General features: G+C 70.9%; 18 protein-coding genes and 1 riboswitch. Of the genes, 10 read left to right on the forward strand and 8 right to left on the reverse strand.

Going from position 1 to position 15921, the window contains the following annotated elements; genetic code table 11:
• Positions 1-195 precede the first annotated feature (195 nt).
• Positions 196-422, reverse strand: a riboswitch (cobalamin riboswitch).
• 158 nt (positions 423-580) lie between these two features.
• Positions 581-721, forward strand: coding sequence for a hypothetical protein (locus tag WMF11_RS21650; RefSeq protein ID WP_437978753.1), 141 nt, complete (start codon positions 581-583; stop codon positions 719-721).
• A gap of 63 nt (positions 722-784) precedes the next feature.
• On the opposite strand, the gene WMF11_RS21655 is transcribed toward WMF11_RS21650, so the two are convergent.
• Positions 785-997 carry a hypothetical protein gene (locus WMF11_RS21655; RefSeq protein WP_437978754.1) on the reverse strand — a complete coding sequence of 71 codons (213 nt, stop codon included), beginning with the start codon at positions 995-997 and terminating at the stop codon, positions 785-787.
• 111 nt (positions 998-1108) lie between these two features.
• Between WMF11_RS21655 and WMF11_RS21660 the strand changes: the two genes are divergently transcribed.
• The 3 genes from WMF11_RS21660 to WMF11_RS21670 all read left to right on the forward strand — a co-directional run bounded on the left by WMF11_RS21660 (position 1109) and on the right by WMF11_RS21670 (position 3971).
• Positions 1109-1237: a hypothetical protein gene (locus WMF11_RS21660; protein ID WP_437978755.1), complete on the forward strand. Its 129-nt coding sequence runs from the start codon at positions 1109-1111 to the stop codon at positions 1235-1237.
• 195 nt (positions 1238-1432) lie between these two features.
• A complete protein-coding gene (locus tag WMF11_RS21665) occupies positions 1433-2350 on the forward strand; it encodes a trypsin-like serine protease (RefSeq protein WP_437978756.1) in 918 nt (305 codons plus the stop codon).
• Between the two features lie 238 nt (positions 2351-2588).
• Positions 2589-3971, forward strand: a complete 1383-nt coding sequence (locus WMF11_RS21670; protein ID WP_437978757.1) for an OmpA family protein — start codon at positions 2589-2591, stop codon at positions 3969-3971.
• Positions 3972-4074: 103 nt separating this feature from the next.
• Here the strand turns inward: WMF11_RS21670 and WMF11_RS21675 are convergent, their stop codons facing one another.
• Entirely contained in the window at positions 4075-5538 is a 1464-nt protein-coding gene (locus WMF11_RS21675; protein WP_437910413.1) for an alkaline phosphatase D family protein, read from the reverse strand.
• Between the two features lie 47 nt (positions 5539-5585).
• On the opposite strand from WMF11_RS21675, the gene WMF11_RS21680 reads away from it, so the two are divergent.
• The 3 genes from WMF11_RS21680 to WMF11_RS21690 all read left to right on the forward strand — a co-directional run bounded on the left by WMF11_RS21680 (position 5586) and on the right by WMF11_RS21690 (position 8135).
• Positions 5586-5942, forward strand: a complete 357-nt coding sequence (locus WMF11_RS21680; RefSeq protein WP_437978758.1) for a DUF6531 domain-containing protein — start codon at positions 5586-5588, stop codon at positions 5940-5942.
• A gap of 76 nt (positions 5943-6018) precedes the next feature.
• Positions 6019-7611: a hypothetical protein gene (locus WMF11_RS21685; RefSeq protein ID WP_437978759.1), complete on the forward strand. Its 1593-nt coding sequence runs from the start codon at positions 6019-6021 to the stop codon at positions 7609-7611.
• Entirely contained in the window at positions 7608-8135 is a 528-nt protein-coding gene (locus tag WMF11_RS21690) for a hypothetical protein (protein ID WP_437978760.1), read from the forward strand. Before WMF11_RS21685 ends, WMF11_RS21690 begins: the two co-directional genes overlap by 4 nt.
• 74 nt (positions 8136-8209) lie before the next feature.
• On the opposite strand, the gene WMF11_RS21695 is transcribed toward WMF11_RS21690, so the two are convergent.
• Positions 8210-8512, reverse strand: coding sequence for a hypothetical protein (locus tag WMF11_RS21695; RefSeq protein WP_437910417.1), 303 nt, complete (start codon positions 8510-8512; stop codon positions 8210-8212).
• A gap of 51 nt (positions 8513-8563) precedes the next feature.
• On the opposite strand from WMF11_RS21695, the gene rlmN reads away from it, so the two are divergent.
• The 3 genes from rlmN to tatC are packed head-to-tail and all read left to right on the forward strand — an operon-like array spanning position 8564 to position 11447.
• Entirely contained in the window at positions 8564-9805 is a 1242-nt protein-coding gene (rlmN, locus tag WMF11_RS21700; RefSeq protein ID WP_437978761.1) for a 23S rRNA (adenine(2503)-C(2))-methyltransferase RlmN, read from the forward strand.
• A gap of 44 nt (positions 9806-9849) precedes the next feature.
• Positions 9850-10560: a Sec-independent protein translocase protein TatB gene (gene tatB, locus WMF11_RS21705; protein ID WP_437978762.1), complete on the forward strand. Its 711-nt coding sequence runs from the start codon at positions 9850-9852 to the stop codon at positions 10558-10560.
• Complete coding sequence (tatC, locus tag WMF11_RS21710) at positions 10557-11447, forward strand: twin-arginine translocase subunit TatC (RefSeq protein WP_437910420.1); 891 nt, start codon at positions 10557-10559, stop codon at positions 11445-11447. The genes tatB and tatC overlap by 4 nt, the downstream gene beginning before the upstream one ends.
• A 271-nt stretch (positions 11448-11718) precedes the next feature.
• On the opposite strand, the gene WMF11_RS21715 is transcribed toward tatC, so the two are convergent.
• The 5 genes from WMF11_RS21715 to WMF11_RS21735 form a co-directional block, all read right to left on the reverse strand.
• Complete coding sequence (locus WMF11_RS21715; RefSeq protein WP_437910421.1) at positions 11719-12657, reverse strand: prolipoprotein diacylglyceryl transferase; 939 nt, start codon at positions 12655-12657, stop codon at positions 11719-11721.
• Between the two features lie 2 nt (positions 12658-12659).
• Complete coding sequence (lspA, locus tag WMF11_RS21720) at positions 12660-13331, reverse strand: signal peptidase II (RefSeq protein WP_437978763.1); 672 nt, start codon at positions 13329-13331, stop codon at positions 12660-12662.
• Between the two features lie 267 nt (positions 13332-13598).
• On the reverse strand, positions 13599-14282 hold the full coding sequence (gene lspA, locus WMF11_RS21725; RefSeq protein ID WP_437554446.1) for a signal peptidase II: 684 nt from the start codon (positions 14280-14282) through the stop codon (positions 13599-13601).
• Between the two features lie 191 nt (positions 14283-14473).
• Positions 14474-14941, reverse strand: a complete 468-nt coding sequence (locus WMF11_RS21730; RefSeq protein WP_437910423.1) for a DUF4398 domain-containing protein — start codon at positions 14939-14941, stop codon at positions 14474-14476.
• 26 nt (positions 14942-14967) lie between these two features.
• Positions 14968-15321, reverse strand: a complete 354-nt coding sequence (locus WMF11_RS21735) for a DUF4398 domain-containing protein (protein ID WP_437554450.1) — start codon at positions 15319-15321, stop codon at positions 14968-14970.
• Positions 15322-15921: the final 600 nt, after the last annotated feature.

A 15921-nucleotide genomic window follows, 5' to 3' on the forward strand; every position in this document is an offset into this window, starting at 1 on the left:
GCGCCGACGCGACCGACGATCAGAGGAATCAACCATTCACGCGCCGCCTGCCCGCGTCGACCCAGCGCTGCTCCGGGTGAGCTGAGAGCCGAAGCGAGGGGGCTGCGTGACGGGCCACGGCACCGCGCGCGAGCGAGGTGGTCGAGAGCCTGGACGCCTTCCCCTCGAAGGCTCAGGTCAGCGCGCGCCAGAGCACCGGCGCGCGCACCTTCGGCAGGTCTTCGAACTCACGGGCGCTGCGGCCGTCGCCGGTCGCTCTCCTACACATCACCGCTTCCCAGGCTGCTCTGGTGCATGCCCAGTGCTTCTTGGTGATGGTCGTTCCCGTTCACCGCTGCGGGGGCAGTCCCGGATTCTCACCGGGTTCCCTTTTCAGCTCGCCAGGGGATGGCCGGACGAGCACCGATGGCGGGGCGACTCGTCGCACCCGTCACGCAGGATGTCAATGCTGAAGCGAAGGCCCGGAGCGCCCCGTCCGCGAGCCCACCGGCGACGCACACCCGAGACAGAATCGGGAGTCCCTTGACAGTCTTGCACGCGCGTATCACGCACAATTTAAAATTGATTTTCTTTATCAATAATGAGCGACCCGAGACCTGTCAACCGCACGTCGGGATCCCCGAGATCGCACCTGCCGATCACCATCCAGGAGCTGCGCCAGGTCCCCGAGCCCCGCGACTACGTGCGCGGCGTCGAGACGGCGGTGGGCCTGATGCGGTGATGGCGCGAACCGCGCTGGCCAGAGTTCGCCGCCGCGACCTGCCATGTCAGCGCTCTGGGGGATTCAGCCGCTCACGTCCTCCGTCGCCGCCGGGACCGGGACGACGACGACGCGCTTGCACCGCCGGCACTTCAGCTCGACGCCGCCGGGCACATACCGGGCGAGCAGGCTGCCGCAGCCGCAGCGCACGGAATTGGGCTCGGCACGTCCAGCAACGCCGCAGTGATCACACCGGCGGTCGAGCGGAGCCGTCGCCTTCGACATCACGTTGTCCATCGTGGAACCCCACTTTCAATAATGAAAGTCACTTTCACTTTCAATCCGGAACCTGCCATGGTACCAACAACGTTGTCAAGCAAAAGCCGCCGGAGAGCGTTCACGACGTCCATGGAGCGTTGCTCGGGCGTCACGGCCGCCTTCGCGTCGTCGTGCTTGATCTTCGTGATCGAGCGACACGTCGCCCTCGGCGCGTCGAGCGGCGCCGGCGCCGCGCCCGCGCTGGAGGGCCGGGGCTAGTCGACGAGCGCGAGAGTCCAGAGAGCGCGCCTCCAGCCGGGCGCCGCTCACCTGACTGACCTGGTTTCCATCTCTGATTCTCCCCTGTGGGAACAACACCCCATCGGGGGCACCTCCCCTTCTGATGCTGGAGAAAAGCTCCAGGGTCGGCTTGCACGGCCGCTCCTCGCATGCTCTTTGTCGGTGACCTCATCCATGGTGTTTCCGTCTGTCGTCCCGCGCCTCGCGGGATGCCTTGGCTGCCTCGTCGCGGCCCTCGTCCCACGCATCGTCGTCGCCGTCATCCCGGCCGAAGCCTCGCCTCCTCCGGCGGCGGCGGTCGCGCCGATCACCGAGGTTTCGCCCCGCGCGAAGGGCGCGCCTGAGCCCCTCATCGACGGCGCCGCGCGCTCCGTCGTCGCCGTGGCCGTATCGCACCGCGATCCCCGGGGCGGCGAGCGACGCGTGAGCCTGTGCAGCGGCGCGCTCGTCGAGCCCAACCTCGTCTTGACGGCGCGTCACTGCATCTCGCGCAACCTGACGGCGGCCCCTCGCTGCGATCGCTCGGGCAAGTCGCACAACGGCGATCACGTCGGCGGAGACATCGATCCTTCCGAGATCGCCATTTACACCGGGGACCATATCGACGTCTCCCGCGACGCCGCGCGGGCGCGCGCGGTGGCCACGCTGCACGGGAAAGAGCGCGTCCTCTGCGACGCGGACATCGCCTATCTGGTGCTCGATCGGCCCCTCACCGACGTGGCGCCCCTGCGGATGCGCGAGGTCGGGGCGCTCGATCCAGGCGACAGCGTGGTCGCCGTCGGGTACGGCGGCGGAGCGTCCAATCGGCTCGGCGTCCGCGCCGCGCGCGGTCCGCGCCTCGTCGCCGCCGTCGGGCCCCGCGCCGATCCGGCGACGGGCAAGGTCCTCGGTCCGCGCGAGTTCGAGATCGAGGGGGCGACCTGCGCCGGCGACTCGGGAGGTCCGGTGATCGACGCCGACCGCGGCGACGTGGTGGGCGTCACGTCGCGAGGCGCGGGGTGCACCGCGGCTGGCAACCACGTGTATACGCGCACGGACGCCTTCGCCGCGCTGACGGCCGAGGCCCGCACGGCCGCGCTCGCACGACGCTGAGCGCCGCGCGCCATCGCCGCCGGCTCGCCTCGCCGAGCGCGAGGGGCAGGACGCGGCAGGTGCAGGCCGTGTGCACCCGCGGCACAGCGCGCGATGCGCGGGCGTGCCGGCACGTCGCTCGCATCGCGCGGAGTCAGCGGAAGACAGGCACGGCATCGACGCTCATGCGGGCAGGGTCGCGTGCGCGATGACGCTGCCTCGCCCGCGCCGATGACCACTTCCCGGAGGGATCGGAACCATGTCGTTGCTGGACACCACCAGGGGCTTCTTGACGCCCGAGCTCATCTCGGCCGCAACGAAGGGGCTGGGCCTGAGCGATGAATCGCCGACGAACGTGCGCGGCGCCGCGGAGAGCTCGGTGCCGACGCTGCTCGCCGGAATGGCTCAGGTCGCCTCCTCGGAGAGCGGCGCAGCGCAGCTGTTCAGGATGATCACCGAGCGGGACTACGAAGGTCTGCTCGGGAGAGCAGGTCCCCTCCGCGCCGAGCAGGCCGAGGAGCTCTCGCACCATGGGCAGTCGATGATCGCCCGCCTGTTCGGCGACCGCGCGAGCGGGATGATCGATCTCATCTCCCGCTCCTCCGGCGCAGAGCAGCGGTGCTCGACCGCGATGCTCGGCCTGGTCGCTCCGATCGTCGCGTGCGTCCTCGGCCGCGAGGTGAGGTCGAGAGGGCTGACCGCGCGAGGGCTCGCCGATCTGCTCTCTCACCACAAGCAATCCTTCAAGGACGATCCGCGCGCCCCCGCGGGCCTCGCCGGGTTCCTCGCTCCCTCGATGGCGGCGAGCGCTCCTTTCGTCGCGGCGGCGGCGCGCGAACGGCCGCACGATGCGGTATCGCCCGTCCCGTCCCGAACGACGGAGTCGTCAACGCCGCTCCCCTCGCGCGAAGGGCCTGCCCGTCAGCGTCAGACGCGAGAATGGCTGCTCCCGACCTTGCTGGCAGCGGCGGTGCTCGGAGGCCTCTGGGCGTTCGCCCGCGAACGCAGGGCGGAGCGCGCCGCCGCCGAGCCCACGCACGAAGCCCCGATCGCGGCGGCTCCGAGGGAGGACCTCGCTCAGCCTGCCGCGCCGCCGCAGGCCGAACCGCCGCCACAGGTCGAGGCGCCGCGCGCCGAGGCGCCCGGCGAGGCGCCGTCCAACGCGCCGGAGATCGTCGAGCAGCTCAGGATCACGGCCGGAGAGATGACGCTCCCGGGCGGCAAGGTCCTCTCCGTCGACGAGCACGGCTCCGAGGCGGAGATCGCGCGGTACCTCGACGCCGGAGCCACGGATGGCCCCAAGCGCTTCTCGATGGAAGGCGTGAGCTTCCGCTTCGGGACCACGGAGTTGACCGAAGCTTCGCGGCCGAAGCTCGAAGCGCTGGCCGTCATCCTCGACGCCTATCCCTCCGCGCGGGTGCGCATCGAAGGGCACACCGACGCCGTGGGCGGCGCCGAGGGGAACAGATCGCTGTCGCTGGCGCGAGCCCAGGCGGTGCGCAACGAGCTCACCGCGCGACAGATCGCTCCCCATCGCATCGAGGTGGCCGGGATGGGCGCCGAGCAACCGGTGGCGTCGAACGACACCGCCGGCGGACGCGCGCAGAACCGCCGGATCGACGTCATGGTCCTGAGCCTCTGAAGCGGCGACTCACCCCCTCCACGGAAGGAGCAAGGTACCGGCGCCGGCCTGCGGAAGCAGGGTACCGGCGCCGTCAGAAGGCCGGCGCATGCCCGGCCGGCGCCTACGTGTGCACTCTCGGGAGGACTTGCTCGAGGACGCCGACGCCGCCGTTGTCCTTCTCCACGTGGAAGCGGACCACCAGGTTGTTGTTCTTGTCCCAGTCGTCTGCGCCGTCGCTCGGATCGAGGATCGCAAAGTTGCGATGGGTGACGCAGTACCTGTGATCGGCCCCCGAGATCTCCCGGAGGAATCCCTTGATGTCGCCGTTGAACAGGTTCTGACTGCCGCCGTTCGTCAGCAGCGAGAGGATGATGCGGGACATCCCCTTGGGGGCAGGGCGCGCGATGCCGGATGCGGTCACCTGATAGAGGCGCGGTCGCGAGCGCGGCTTCCCGAATCCGAGGACCGTGTCGATGTGCGCCATCGTGCCGACGTGGATGTCGCCGCCCATGAGCGTCACCTGGGTGCGAGGGCTGAAGCCGGCGAAATTCATGAGAGACATAAGGAAACGCCTGCATTCGTTCTGGTTGTTGGAGGCAGCCCAGCCGTCCCGGATGTCGTCGATGGAGGCCATGTTGAACGTGTTCGTGAGGGCCTCGGCGGCCGCGAGCGGCAGATAGACGACGGGCGTGCCGACCACGACGAAGAGGTGCCTGAGATCGAGCGCAGCGAGCTCGTTGAGCCTGAGCTCGAGGTCGTCGAGCTGTTGCTTGCCGAGGATCGCCCCGTTCTTCCACGAGCGCTGCGACCGCCCATCGACCGCGAGGATGGCGATGTCGCCGTGCTTCGCGATCCAGCCGAACCCCGAGCTGCTCAAGCGGTCCCTCGGGCTCAGCGCCACCTGAAACTCCTTGAACGCCTGCTCCGCGGCCCTGTAGCGCTCCACGGCCTGCGGGGTGCCGTCGTTGTTGTTCGACCCCCAGCCATCGTAGATCTCGTGGTCGTCCCACATCATGACGTTCGGGCAGCTCCCGAGCACCGCCGCCACGTCAGGGTGCGACCACGTCTGCACGTAGTGCCTGCGGTACGCGGCGGTGCGCCCCTCCGAGGCCGACCAGCCCGTGGGATCACCGTCGCCGTAGATCTGGTCACCGGCGTGAACCAGGAGGTTCACCTTCCCTTCGTCCACGAGGGCCTTGAGCGCCCGCCACATCGCCCCGCGCCGCTCCTTGGGAAACTCGTGGTTGTCGATGTCGTTGCAGCTCACGAGGCCGATTCGAATCGGCCCGTTCGTGACGGTCCGGAAGGCGGAGCCGTTGATGCTCAGGTTGTCGGCGGGTGTGGGGAGCGGATCTCCTGCGTCGTGCTCCACGATGCCATAACGAACCCTCTCGCCGCTCAGCCCGCTCAGCTCGAACGTGGCGAGCCCGAAGGGCGGCGCGCTGTTGATCGGCACGTCGAGCGTGCGAACGCCGTTGTCGTCCGCGAACGCCAGCCTCGCCCTCCCCTTGGGCCTCTCGAAGACGGCCAAGATCCTGCTGGTTGTCTGCGTCGTGTGTCCGATGACTGCGCTTTTGAACGCCATGGTCCGCCTCTCTGGCGAGAGCTCGTCAGGCTGAGGGAAGAGGCGTCGTGGTCCTGGCGGGCACTCTCCCCTATGTTTCGTCGCGGGCGGCCGGACGCAAGTTTTTCGGCTCGCCCGAGGCGCTCGCGAGGCGCGGCGGAGGCACGTCGGCGGGGGATCCGGTCGATCCCGTGACCGGGCGCGTCTACACGGCCAAGGTCGTCGATCTCGCGCTGCCGGGGCCCATCCCGCTGTTCATCGAGCGGAGCTACTCGTCGGAACGAGCACGACGAGGAGCACCGGCTGATCCGGCGCCGGGAGCCCGGGGGGCTCGTCGCGCAATTTCGTTACGACGACCGGGGCCGCTGCGTCGAGACGTGGTGCGAGCGACCCGGCAACGACGCGCTCGACCGCGAGCTGCCTGACACCCTGGATGACGGCGAGACCAGGGCGAGGGGGTTCTGCCATGTCAAGATCGAGGATCACGGCGTCTTCACCGAGGTGATCACCTCGCGGTCGAAGCGGCGCATCGAGGGCAATCCCCTGGACAAGGCGGACAAGGTCGTGTGGCAGGGGGGCCTGCACTCGTACCGGTTCGACGCCGCGGACAACGTGCTCGAGTACCGCGACGCCCTCGGGCACGCGTGGCGCTGCGAGCGCGACGCGATCGGGCGGCTGCGCGCAGAGGTGGATCCGATGGGCGCGAAGACGGACTACGCCTACGACGAGCTGGGCGGCATCGCCGAGGTGCGGGACGCGCTCGGAGGGATCGCCCGCTACGAGCGGAACGCGCAAGGGGATGTCGCTGAGGTGTCCGACGAGCTCGGGCTGGTGGCGGCGTTCCGCTACGACGCGCGGGGATTGCTGGTCGAGGCGACCCTCCCGAACGGCGGCGTGACCCGGATGGAGTACGACGCGCTCGGCAACCGCGTGACCGTGATCGAACCCGACGGGTCGACGCGGCGGATTCGGTACGATTTCCTGGGACGGGTGACGGGCTTCGTGGACGAGCGGGGGCTCGAGACGGCCTACGCCTACGACGCGTGCGGGCGGCTCGTGTCCGCGCGGCGGCCGAGCGGCGCGACGGAGCGCTATGATCACGACGCCGACGGCCGCCTCTCGCGCATCGTCGACGCCGACGGGCGCGTGACCACGCTGCGCTGGGGAGGGATCGGGGTGGTGACCGAGGTGGTCCGGCCCGATGGCAGCTCGGTGCGGTACTTCCACGATCGCGAGCAGGATCTCGTGCGCGTGGTGAACGAGGCAGGCGACGAGCACCGGTACGTGCGCCGGGGCGAGGGGCGCATCGTCGAGGAGCAGACGTTCGATGGACGACGGATCACCTACCGCCACGATGCGATGGGTCGGATCACCGAGATCCGGGACGGCGCGGGTCACGTGGAGCTCGTTTACGACCCGTGCGGGCGGCTCATCGAGCGCAGCTTCTCGGACGGGCGAAGGGACGAGATCGCTTATGACCCGCTCGGCCGGATGGAGTACGTGACGAGCGGAGAGGTCAGCTGCGAGTACACGCGTGACGCGCGCGGGCGCGTGGTGCGCGAGACCGTCCCGCGCGGCAACCAGCGGACGATGACGGAGACGGCGTACGACGCCCTCGGTAACGCGATGCGAACGGCGGGTCCGTTCGGGACCATGGACATCGCGCGCGACGCGGCGGGGCGGGTGGTCGAGGTCGTGCTGGGCGCGGCGGGGGCCCTGCGCCTGGCCTACGATCCGGCGGGCAACCTGGTGGAGCGGGCGCTGCCGGCAGGCGGACGCATCGCCGAGGACGTGACACCGGATGGGCTCGTCGCGGGGGTGAGGGTGATGAGCCCGCAGGCAGGGCCGGTGGTGCGGCCGGGCGAGCCTGCGTGGGTGGGGGAACATCAAGCGTGCCCGAAGATGTGCGGCAGCTCGGGCGAACCCTGCTCCTTCGACCTGGCGAGGGGGACATGTGGCTTGGGCTCTGGTGCCTCGAGGATCTTCCGCGCGCCGCGCGGCAAGCGGCTCCCCAGAACGTCGTCGTCGCGCCTGGATCATCTCGGATCGTTCGGGTCGAATGGCCCTTCTACACGTGGGAGAATATCGACATGATCTGTCTCGGAGGTGGCCCGGAGTTTGAATCCTACCTGCGCGACGCCACCGGGGCGATCTGGCTCTGCGACGTAGCCTACGGCCACTTCGGCTTTGTTTGCGGAAGTACGATCTCATGGCTAGAGCGCATCGCGTTCAACTCTCATCTCGACGCGATGTCACACGAGAGCCCGCTCCTGACGATTCCGCTCAGAGCATGGCACGATCTCCCTGGGCACTTCAACGTCCCGCTCGTGCCAGAGTGCAGCGATCCGAGAGCAAGACTGTATGTCTCCTCAACATACACTGTCTGGGAGTCCGCCCCACCACACAGTACGCCCGTAGTCGAGCTACGGGCGCGCAGCTCTCGCGAGCTGATCCCTGTTGTCCAATGGGCAAAGCGACATTGGACAACCACAAAGGTCGCGATTTCTGGCAGCGACGAGGCCTTGACTGAGCTGAGCGACACGGCCCGCCACGAGCACATCCAGGTTCTGGACGGCGAGACAGGGGGATGGAAGGCGACGACCTTTTGGGATAATTGAGGTAGTACGGGCCTGCGCTCAATCGTCTTGGCACGCCGACGGGCATGCCGCAGAGGCTCGCTCCTCGCACAACATCACCTCAGAACGCCGCCGTCACCGTCGCCCCCCAGATTCAGCATCGTCCCGTCGGCCCGGTAATCCCCCACGAAATCCGCCGGGTTGTCGTTCTCGACCGCCACCTCTGGCAGCACCGACAGCTGCCCGTGCAGGTCGATCCCCAGCGACCCAGGCAGCTCCTCCAGCGGCCGGTTCAGGACGACGCCCACCCCCAGCGACAAGGCGCCGACGTCGTAGCTCGCGCCGCGCCGCGCGAGGGCGAGCCCCGACGTAAGGAACGGCGCGACCCCGCGCCCCCTCCGGTGGATCCGCCGAAACATGCGCGCGCGGCCGTAGACTGGGCCGCCCTGGCGCGCTAGTCGGTATCCGCCGTGGATCCCAGCCCTCGAAGCAGCCCGGACGAACGCCGCCCCCGCCTCGCGCTCCAGGCCGTGCTGCCGGAGGAGCTCGCCGGCGCGTGCGGCATCGACCTCACCGACGCGCGCCGCATCGTCTCCCTGGCGCACCGCCTCGGCGAGCTGCCCGCCCGCGCGCCCGCGACCGTCCGGCGCGCCGCGCTCGACGCGGCGCGCTCGGCGGGCGAGATCAGGACGCTCGCGCTCGTCGAGCGGCGCGCGAGCGCCGAGGATCCGTTCGTGAAGTACGCCTTCCGCCTCGAGGACGGCGCGACGGTCGAGTCGGTGCGCATCCCGCTCGAGCGGCCGGGCCGGTACTCGGCGTGCGTGAGCTCGCAGGTCGGCTGCGCGCTCGCGTGCGCCTTCTGCGCCACCGGGCGCATGGGCCTCACGCGCAACCTGGAGGCCTGGGAGATCGTCGAGCAGGTGCGGCTCATCCGTCGCGATCTCGACGCCACCGTGGGCGGCGGCGCGCGCGTCCACGGCGTGCTGTTCCAGGGCATGGGCGAGCCGCTCGCCAACGCCGACCGGGTCATCCAGGCGATCCGGGTGCTCTCCGAGCCGAGCGCGCAGGCCATCGACATGCGCAACATCACCGTCTGCACGGCGGGGCTCCCGTCCGGCATCCGGCGGCTCGCGGCCGAGGTCCCCGCGGTCCGGCTCGGCCTGTCGCTCGGCTCGGTGCGCCCCGGCAAACGGCGCCTTCTCATGCCGATCGACGGCGCGCACCCGCTCGAGGAGGTCCTCGCGGCCGTGGGCGAGCACGCGCGCGCGAGTGGGCACGCGCCGATGTGGGCGTACACGCTCCTCGCGGACCAGAACGACACGGACGAGGACGCCGCGTGCCTGGCCGCGCTCGCCCGCGGCTTCGCGGCGCAGCACGGCATCTCTCCCCGGCTCAGCCTCATCCCCTACAACGCGATCGGCGCGCCCGACGATCCCCTGCCCTCGCCGGACGGCGGCGATGAACGCGGCGCGTCGGCCGATCCGTTCGTGCGCTCGGCGCGGCTCGACGCCTTCCGCGCGGTCCTCTCCGCCGCCGGCGTCGGCTCGATCGTGCGCTACTCGGGCGGGGGCGACGTCGGCGCGGCGTGCGGGCAGCTCGCGCGGCCTTCGGCGGAGGCGCGGCGACCGGGCGGCCGCCGGGCGCCGCCCCGCGCCGGGGCGACCGCGGGCGCAGCCGACGTCGGGCCGAGCGCGCCGCCCAGGCCAGCGTGAGCGTCGCTATGGATCCCTGCTCCCACGCGCGCTAGCTTGCGCGCGTGTTCGGCTTCAGCTTCGGCGAAATCATGGTGCTCGCCATCGTGGGCATCATCGTGGTCGGTCCCCGGCGGTTGCCTGCCATGATGCGGTCGGCGGGGAGCTGGATCGCCAAGCTCCGCCGCTTGAGCACGGATCTCCGGACGCAGAGCGGCATCGACGATCTGATCCGCCAGGAGGGGCTCGAGCGTGAGCTCCGCGAGCTCCGCGCCCTGTCGCGGGTCAATGTGATCGAGACGCTGGTGAACCCCGTCGTCGGCGCCGTGACCGCCGGTGCGATCGCCTCGTCCACGCCGCGCGTGAGGCCGCCGGATCCCGAGCCGCCGCCGCCCGTCGTGAACCCGCCCCGCGAGCGCGAGTACCCCGTCCTCGGCTGTGACGCCTACGGAGTGACGCTGGACGCGGCCCTGGACGGCGCCGCCGGCCTGCCGGCCACACCAGAGAGCGCGACCCCCACGGAGACCGCGAACGAGGCGGACGCCACGGTCGGCGTCGAGTCCGCCGCGTCGACTGCGCCCGTGGCCGCAGAGACCGCCGCGGCGACAGCGCCCGCGACAGCAGAGATCGTCGCGGCGACAACGCCCGTGGCCGCAGAGACCACCGCGGCGACAGCGACCGCGACCGCACAGACCACCGCGGCGACAGCGACCGCGACCGCACAGACCGCCGCGGCGACGCAGGGCGTGGCGACCGGAAACGGAGCGACGTCATGAGCCAGGAGCAGGCGGCGGCGGTGAAGAGCGGCTCCCCGGGCGCGGAGGGCGCGCCGAGCGACGCCGCGGAGGATCCGGGCGAAGACAAGCCGATGTCGTTCTGGGAGCACCTCGACGAGCTGAGAAAGCGGCTCGTCCGGAGCATCCTTGTCTTCTTCGCGGCCTGCGTCGTGGGGTGGGAGGTGCGCGAGGAGCTCTTGCACTTCCTGACCGTCCCGTTCGTGCAGGCGTGGCGCGAGCAGAACCTGTCGGGCAACCCCTCGCTCCACTTCGGCGCGCCCGCGGCCGCGTTCGTCGCTTACTTCAAGCTGTCGATGATCGGCGGCGCGGCGATGGCCTCGCCGTTCATCTTCTACCAGCTGTGGTCGTTCGTCGCGCCCGGCCTCTACGCCAAAGAGAAGCGGTACGTCATCCCGTTCGTCCTGTTCTCGACGATCCTGTTCGTCGGCGGCGGCTGGTTCGGCTGGCGAGCGGCCTTCCCGATCTCGTTCGGTTACTTCCTCAGCCTGGCCGGCACGGTCGGCGGCGACGGGGTGACGATCACGCCGACCGTGATGATGGGCGACTACCTCGACTTCGTCGCCCAGCTCCTGCTCGGCTTCGGGATCATCTTCGAGATCCCGCTCATCGTGCTCTTTCTCTCCATCGCCGGCATCGTCAACTACCTCCAGCTCATCCTGTTCGGCCGCTGGTTCGTGTTCGGCGCCTTCATTCTCGCCGCCGTCCTGACGCCGCCGGACATCACGAGCCAGCTCGTCATGGCCGTGCCGATGTGCCTGCTCTACGTGCTCTCGATCGGCCTCGCGTACCTCTTCGGCAAGCCGCCGACCGACGCCCAGCGCGCGGCGTACAAGGCGCGCAAGGAGAAGGAAGTCACCAAGGGCTGACGGGCGGCGCGGCGCCGGCCGGGCCTCCTGCGCGGCGTCGGCTGCGCGCCGTCCTCCGCCGCGGCGCGCCGCACGGCAGAGCGCTGCGCTGCTCCTTCGCGCGCCGTCCTCCGCCGCGGCGTGGCGCACAGCAGACCGCTGCGCTGCTCCTTCCGCGCGCCGTCCTCCGCCGCGGCGCAGGCTCCTTCACGCGCCATCCTCCGCCGCGGCGTGGCGCACAGCAGACCGCTGCGCTGCTCCTTCCGCGCGCCGTCCTCCGCCGCGGCGCAGGTCAGGCGGCGGGCGCGGCCGCCGCGGGCGCTGCCTTCCGGCTCCGCGCCACGTGGATCGCGACCGCGGCGCCGGCCATCGCGAGCCCGATGAGCTGCGACGTGGACAGGCCGACGAAGCCCCCGCGGTCGTCGGCGCGCGCGAACTCGAGCACGAAGCGCCCGAGCGCGTAGAGGCCGAGGAACGTCGCGAAGACCTGCCCGTCGTACCGCTTGCGCCCGTGCACGTAGAGCAGGCAGATCGCCGCGATGGCGAACGACATCGCCGACTCGTAGATCTGCGTCGGGTGCACCGGGTGTGACGGCAGGCGCGGGCTCGTGAGCTCGAGAAGCTTGAACTGCGCCTCGCTCGCGGGGCTGTTCGGCGGGAACGAGAGCCCGAACGCCCCGTCGGTGCGCAGGCCGAAGCAGCAGCCGGCGAGCAGGCAGCCCATCCGGCCGAACCCGAGGCCGAGCGGGACGGCGAAGCCCGCCATGTCCGCTGCCTTCCAGAACGGGAACCGATCGCGCTTGAGCAGCCAGTACGCCATCGCCGACGCGCCCACGAAGCCGCCGTAGTACGTCAGGCCGCCGGCCCAGAACTTCGCCCACGCCAGGCAATCGCGCTCGATCGGGTGGCATACCCCCTTCGCCGCGTCCCACACGCCGTGGTACCGCGACGCGCAGAGCGCCTGCTCGACCTTCCAGTCGACAAGCGACGGGTCGGTGCAGAGGTGCACGTAATCCCAGAAGTATCCGTCGGCGACGACGTGGAGGAGCCTGCCGCCGACGACGCCCGCGAGCAGGCAGGCGAGCCCCAGGTCGACGATCACATCCGGGTTCTCGCCGATCCGCCGCGCCCACAGCGCGCCGATGGCCGTCGCGAAGAGGAAGCCGGTCAGCAGCAGAAGGAAGTAGGCAGGGAACGCGACGTCGAGCAGGCGGAACAGCTCGGGCCGCATGATCAGCCCGCGGACGCCTTCGCGCCGGACGCCTTGAGCTCGGGGCGGTGGGGGGAGAACATGTCGATCGCCATCAGCCCGACGCCGACGACGATCGCGATGTCGGCCACGTTGAACGTCGGCCACACGAACGTCGAGGTGAGCCGGACCTGGATGAAGTCGATGACGTACCCGTAACGGATGCGGTCGACCAGGTTCCCGAGCGCACCGCCGAGCACGAGCGGCAGCCCCCACCTGAGCGCGATCTGGGAGGGGTGGAGCTTGCGGTACAGCGAGACGATGAAGACGATCGCCGCGAGCGAGACCACCAGGAAGAACGGGCGGCGGATCGCCTCGCTCTCGTCGCCCAGGATGCCCCACGCCCCGCCGTGGTTCTTCGCGAAGATCATGTTCAGGTGATCCTTGATCACCTCGATCTTCCGGAACGAGAGCGGCCGCGCGGCGGTGAGGTCCGTGAGCGCCTGCGGCTCCAGCCGGTCCTTGGCCCACCACTTCGTGCCGAGATCGGCGGCCAGGGTGATGGCCGCGACGACGATCAGGAACACGTACGACGGCCGGTAGGCGGGCTTCGTCGGCGCGACCACGTCGTCGGCGTCCCCCTCCTGCGAGGAGCCGCGCCCCTCGTTGTCGCGTTCCCCGGCGGAGGCCGGCGGCTCGCCGGCCGGCGCATTCACGGGCGCGGAGCGATGCGACTCCGCGTGGGCACCTTCGGTCTCAACGGGAGCGTCTCGCGGCGTCGCGTCTTCAGTCATGCGGAGCGCGTTCCTCTACGACAAACCGAGCGCTCCGGCAAAGGCTTCCCTCCGCAGGCGCCGCCGCGCGCGTCTTTCACGCCTTGCGCGTGTCACGTGACGTGCGTGACTTGGGCGCGCCGCGCCGCGCCACCCCCGGGCACCGCGCCGCGCGCCGTCTGCTCCGGCCGAGCCGCCCGCTCGCGTCCTTCAGCTGGCCGGCGGCACAGGCGGAGGCGCTTCCGTCGATAGCGGAGGTGTGGGGTCGCCGCCCGCCGGGCCCTCCGAGGCGCCGCGAGTGTCTGGAGACGGCGCGCTCGCGCTGCGGGTCGCGACGATCATGTCCTTGGACATCAGGATGACCCCCGCGACGATCGCGATGTCGGCCACGTTGAACGTCGGCCAGTGAAACTCCCGGCCTCCGCGGATCACGTACACGTCGATGAAGTCGATGACCCAGCCGTAGCGGATCCGGTCGACCAGGTTGCCCATCGCGCCGCCGAGCGCCAGCGCGAGCCCCCACTTCATCCCCGTCTGGTCCCTGTGGACGCGCCGGTAGATCGAGAAGATGAAGACCATCGCCGCGGCGGAGACGAACAGGAAGAACGGCCGCCGCAGGCCGTCCGGGAGGCCGCGCAGGAAGCTCCAGGCGCCGCCGGGGTTCTGCGCGAAGATGAAATCGAGGTGGTCCGGGATGATCGTGAGGACCTTCGCGCCCGACCGCTTCGGGTCGAACCCGGCGAGGCGCGCGTGCGCCCACCCCTTCGTCACCAGGTCGGCGGCGCACGAGACGAGCGCCACGACGGCCAAGAAGCGGAGCGAGGCGCGCTCCTCGCTGGGGAGGTCGTCGGGAAGGTGCGCGACGGGCGACGCTTGCGGTGCGTCCGAGGACATCGTCTTCGCTTCTACGCGATGGCGTGGCACGGAGCAAACAGCCGCGAGCAGAGCGATGCCCGGCGGCGGTCGTCTTCTGCTCTTCCGTTCGTCCGTTCGTCCGTTCGTCTGTTCGTCCGCTTTCCCCCTCGCGCCTTCCGGTTCCGTCTTCCGCGCTCGCCCGCGCCTCCTCCGCCGATCGCCGCGCCGGTTCACCGCTGGTTCAGGATCACCACCGGACGCTCCGGGGCGCGCGGTCGCACCGGCGCCTTTTCCCGTCCGGGAGGATCGGTCGGACCGGCCGGGTCGACCGCCGGTGCCCCCCTCCTTCGCAGCGCGAGGTGCACCTCACCGTACGCCTGGAGGGCCGCGCCGCGCTGCCGCTCCGTGGCCGCCGCGCGCCCCAGCGACTCGGCCAGCTGCGCCCGGCGCCCCGCGAGGTACGCGAGATCCCTCGCCTCGGCGAGCTCGCTCCCCCCGGCGAACGCCCGCTCCGCGCGCTCCATCGCCTCGGTGGCGCCGCGCAGGTCCGCGGGCGCGAGCTCTGCCGCCGCGCTCGCCCGGGCGCGCTCGTAGCTCTTCCTCGCCTCGATGAGCTCCTTCGGCGGGAGCGGGGCGCTCGCGCACCCCAGGAGACCGCCGACGAGCAGAATGGCCACTGTCCCGTGATTGGTTCGCATGATTCCGCGCCTCCTCTCGGCGAGCCCTAGCGGAGCTGCCGCTGGATGGATCCGACCTCCTCGAGCGCCTCGTGCGTGCGGGCCTGAGCCTGCGCCTCGCGCGTGAGGGCGAGCGCGAGCTCCGCGTCCGCCTGCGCGCGCAGGAGCATGCGCTGCGCCCGGTCGGGCACGCCGCCTTCCGACAGCCGCGTCGCCCGCTGCACCTGCTCCCGGGCGAGGCGGAGGTGGGCTTCCGCCCGCGGCTCCTCGTCGGCTCCGACCTCCTCGGCGGCTCGAATCATCGCCTCCGACGCGCCGAGCCGCTCGCCGAAGCTTGGAGCGTACGCGGCGCACCCCGCCAGCGACGCGCCGAAGAGCGTCAAGAACACTGCGTTTTTCATGTGCGACACCTCGTTGCCAGCCCCGGACGAGAGGTCGCCCGGAGAAGGCGGGTGAGAGAGCGGATGGGATCATCGACTCCGGATCTCCGTCGTCGATCGGCTCGTCCTCAGGCAACCAGCACACCAGGGCCGACGGCCTCGGGGCGGCGCCTGAGCGCGCACGCGAGAGGCGCCGCCCTGCGTCCGTCGGTGCAGAAGGAATCACGACGACACTGAGACATCGCCTCACGCGCCGTATCCGCGCTTCCCATCCGTTGCGCGCAAACGAGCCATTCGCCGGAGCCCCCGTGTGCGTCGCGTGCGGCAACTGGACCACAGGAGAGCCCAAGACACCGGATCTCGTTCGAGGACGGGAGATGCCCCCTCTCCGCTGTACGCCCGCCTGCCGCGGCAGCCCGCCGCGACCGCGTTCCGCGCCGGCCCGCCACGCCCGCCTGCCGCGCCGATCCGCCGCGCCTGCCGCGCCGGCCCTTCACCCGCGCGCCGTCCTCCCCTCACCCGCGGCGCGCCGCCCTCCCCTCACCCGCGCGCCGCCTCCGAGATCCCGGCCGCGCAGGCCAGCGCCGCGCCACGGCGGCCGACGTGTGCGTCGCGCCCGAT

The organism is Sorangium sp. So ce295, from assembly GCF_051527405.1.
GTDB classification, from domain to species: Bacteria; Myxococcota_A; Polyangia; order Polyangiales; family Polyangiaceae; genus Sorangium; species Sorangium cellulosum_B.